The organism is Endozoicomonas sp., assembly GCF_051008435.1.
GTDB lineage: Bacteria > Pseudomonadota > Gammaproteobacteria > Pseudomonadales > Endozoicomonadaceae > Endozoicomonas_A.
Map to the genome: position 1 here is coordinate 1 of NZ_JBPCXO010000075.1, position 3,137 is coordinate 3,137.

The following is a 3,137-nucleotide window of genomic DNA, read 5'->3' on the forward strand; positions in this document are numbered from 1 at the left end:
TGGCGCTCCTATAGAAGTCATCAAACAGTACGTTCAGCAGCAGAGAACACCGCATTAGTCGGCTATCGCCGACGAGCTTACATCCCCGCACTCAAAGTACGGGGTTTTACGCTCAACCGATAAGAATCCGGAACAGCTAACCCCCCTGATGAGAAAACTGATCCGTGAAGACAACATTGAAGATATTCCGAAATTGCCAGAACTTGCCAAAACCCTGGATGTTTCAACCAGAACCGTTCGCCGGTTATTAATCAAGGAAGGTTCTTCCTACCAACAGCTTAAAGACGAAATACGAAGGGATCTGGCTATTGCCTACCTGAGTGAACCTGAAACCAGTATTTCTGAAGCGGCACAGCGGATGGGCTTTACTGAATTGAGTGCTTTTCATCGCTCATTCAAAAAGTGGACTGGCATCACACCGGGTGAATTCCAAAAAAGAAATGAGTTGACGGATTCTGAAGCTTCAAACTAAACGGTCAAACTCAACAACCACCGGCTAAAGCCGGTGGGTTAGTATTACGGACTGAAAGTCCGGATACGCGCCAAAGACGCGTTGTCGCTAACCTTCAGTCCTGAAATTATCATCAACTCTTGGTTCAAAGTGATGCTCTAAATACTGCTTGATCATATCTTCTGTCAGCTCCCCGGAAGTCACGCAAAAGTAGCCTCTTGCCCAAAAATGGCGACCCCAATAACGCTTTTTCAGATCTGGAAAACTCTCGAACAGCTTTGTTGAGGATCTCCCTTTAATCCTGCGCATTATTTCACTGGGAGCCCTATTTGGCGGACTCGAGAGCAGAAGGTGAATATGATCTTTACTTACGACGCCTTTCAAAATCTCAATCTCAAAATCTCAATCTCAAAATCTCAATTTCAAAATCTCAATTTCAAAAGCTTGGCACGTTTCTCTTATCAGCTCTCCCGCTCGCAACCCTATGTCACCTCGCAGAACCTGATAACGATACTTCGTGACAAACACAAAATGATACTGAATCTTGTAGACCGTGTGGCTACCATATCTATAGTCCATCGCCTTACTTCCAGCCCAAACATGCGGCGGGAAAGTATCATAGCTAAAGCTGACCGGCTAAAGCCGGTGGTTTTAACCTTTTAGGGGACTAATAAACCACTTTTGATGGCAAGAGCTGATCGAATAGAGAAATATTCTCATTGCTTGCCGACAGTAACACCTTAACAAGGCACTGAACCGAAAGCATTGACAAATTGGGACGTCCAGAAAAGATGTCATTCCATTTTGTCCCCTCTCAAATCTGGGTCAAAGGGGACTGGATGAACATTCGCGTTTTAAATGGAAGATGGACTAATCAGACAGAAGTGACTTTGCCATTTTTCGAATCAGCTTGCGCTGGATATCAAGGCACTCATCACTGGACAGAGACTGCCCTGTCAGCTTGTCCAGTGCTTTACTGGATGAAAAATAGCCCGTACAGATATTAAACAGATTCATAATATAAATCATGATTTCCGCTTCTGACAGATTTTGTTTGACCTCAAGAAGGTCAAAGACACACCTGCCCTTCAATATCAGATCTGCCAGCCACTCCTCAATCCACAGTCGTTCAGCACACTCCTGCCGGTTAGGCATACCTGTCATGGACTGCTGTAACAGTGTCGCTATGTGAGGTGACTGGGAAAGGATATCAAACATGATGACAGGCAGGTCATCTGCAGAAATTTTCCGGGCACCACCAATCAGGTCATCCATAGTGGTCGCCAGTGGCGCCAAAGCCCTCTTCAGCACTTCCCGATAAAGTACTTCTTTACTTGAGAAATAACGATAAAGACCCGGCTCCCGGATCCCCACTGCCTTCGCAACCTCCCTGAGACTGGTGGCTTCAAAACCCTTTTCAGCAAATAACTGTTCAGAGACATTCAATATGTTCTGAGCCGTTCGCTCACCTTTGGTCAGTTTTTTTTCTTCTACACATGCATTCATAGGCAAAAAAGTTATCACATTTTAATTTTTTTTCCCAGAACTCCTTGCAAGTGAAAGTTAACGAGTGATAACTTTTACCGCAACTACCTGATCCAGTCTTTCGTGAGACAGACAACAGCTCACGTCAGCCCGGCCAAAAAACAACAAGAAGGACGTAATTAATGACAACAATAAAGTCGTTCAGAGAACTGGTCAGTGATGACGGCAGTCACATCCATCGACGTATATTTACAGACCCTGAGCTGTATGAGCTGGAAAAGAAGCATATTTTCGCCCACACCTGGGTTTATATGGGTCATGAAAGCCAAATAGAAAAATCGGGCGATTTCATCACCAGTTATATCGCCGAGACCCCGGTTATTGTCTCCAGAGCGGGAGATAAAAGCATTCATGTCTCCATCAATAGTTGCAGTCATCGAGGCGTCCCTGTTTGCAGGGCGGATCAGGGAAATACCCGCCGGTTTATCTGCCCATACCACAACTGGACCTTCAGCAATAAAGGAGACCTGATCTCCATTCCCCAGGAACGGAAGGTCTGTAACAAACCGGATAAAGCAGCGCTGGGTCTGAAAAAAGTACCCAGGGTCGAGACACATCATGGGCTGATATTTGCCTCACTGGATGAAAATATTGAGCCATTAATCGATTACCTGGGACCCATGGCCTGGTACCTGGATTGTCTCTTTGACCGATTTGACGGTGGTGTAGAAGTCCTGGGACCACCCCATAAATGGCTGATCAACTGCAACTGGAAACTGCCCGTCGAAAATCATCTGGGTGATGTTGGCCACGGCCCCTATTTACACGGCTCACTGCTACAGGGAACTCCGGCTGTTGAAGAACTGGAGAAGTATGGTCATAACATTGTCCCCAAACCCGGACACGGTCTTTCTGTCCGCCTGATGCCAGAGGGAACACCGGATGATCAATGCATGCTGGGTATGGACGGGATTGCCGGTATGGACCTGGAGGTTTTTGAATACCTGAAGGAAAGTCATAAAAAAGTCAGTGAACGTCTGGGCGATATCCGGGCAAGACTCAAACCTCTTTGTTACACTCGATTCTGCAGTTTTTAGCGTTTGACGAAGGAAGATTCTTGTGGACTGCGGAACCAGTCTACTACTGTGACTCTTGTGCCAAGCCTAGCGAGGTACAATCAACATCACAGCAGCAGGCTGGC

Annotated in this window: 3 protein-coding genes and 1 pseudogene; 2 read left to right on the top strand and 2 right to left on the bottom strand. The window is 46.3% G+C overall.

Annotated elements, in window-relative coordinates:
* Window positions 1-148 precede the first annotated feature (148 nt).
* Window positions 149-472, top strand: a complete 324-nt coding sequence (locus tag ACR2PX_RS03530) for a helix-turn-helix domain-containing protein (protein WP_433997981.1) — start codon at window positions 149-151, stop codon at window positions 470-472.
* Window positions 473-559: 87 nt separating this feature from the next.
* On the opposite strand, the pseudogene tnpA reads toward ACR2PX_RS03530, so the two are convergent.
* Together tnpA and ACR2PX_RS03540 are read right to left on the bottom strand one after the other, a co-directional pair.
* Window positions 560-1,030: pseudogene (gene tnpA / locus ACR2PX_RS03535) on the bottom strand (IS200/IS605 family transposase).
* A gap of 291 nt (window positions 1,031-1,321) precedes the next feature.
* A complete protein-coding gene (locus ACR2PX_RS03540) occupies window positions 1,322-1,957 on the bottom strand; it encodes a TetR/AcrR family transcriptional regulator (protein WP_433997983.1) in 636 nt (211 codons plus the stop codon).
* A gap of 161 nt (window positions 1,958-2,118) precedes the next feature.
* Here ACR2PX_RS03540 and ACR2PX_RS03545 point away from each other — a divergent pair, with 161 nt between their 5' ends.
* Window positions 2,119-3,033, top strand: a complete 915-nt coding sequence (locus ACR2PX_RS03545) for an aromatic ring-hydroxylating oxygenase subunit alpha (protein ID WP_433997982.1) — start codon at window positions 2,119-2,121, stop codon at window positions 3,031-3,033.
* Window positions 3,034-3,137 lie beyond the last annotated feature (104 nt).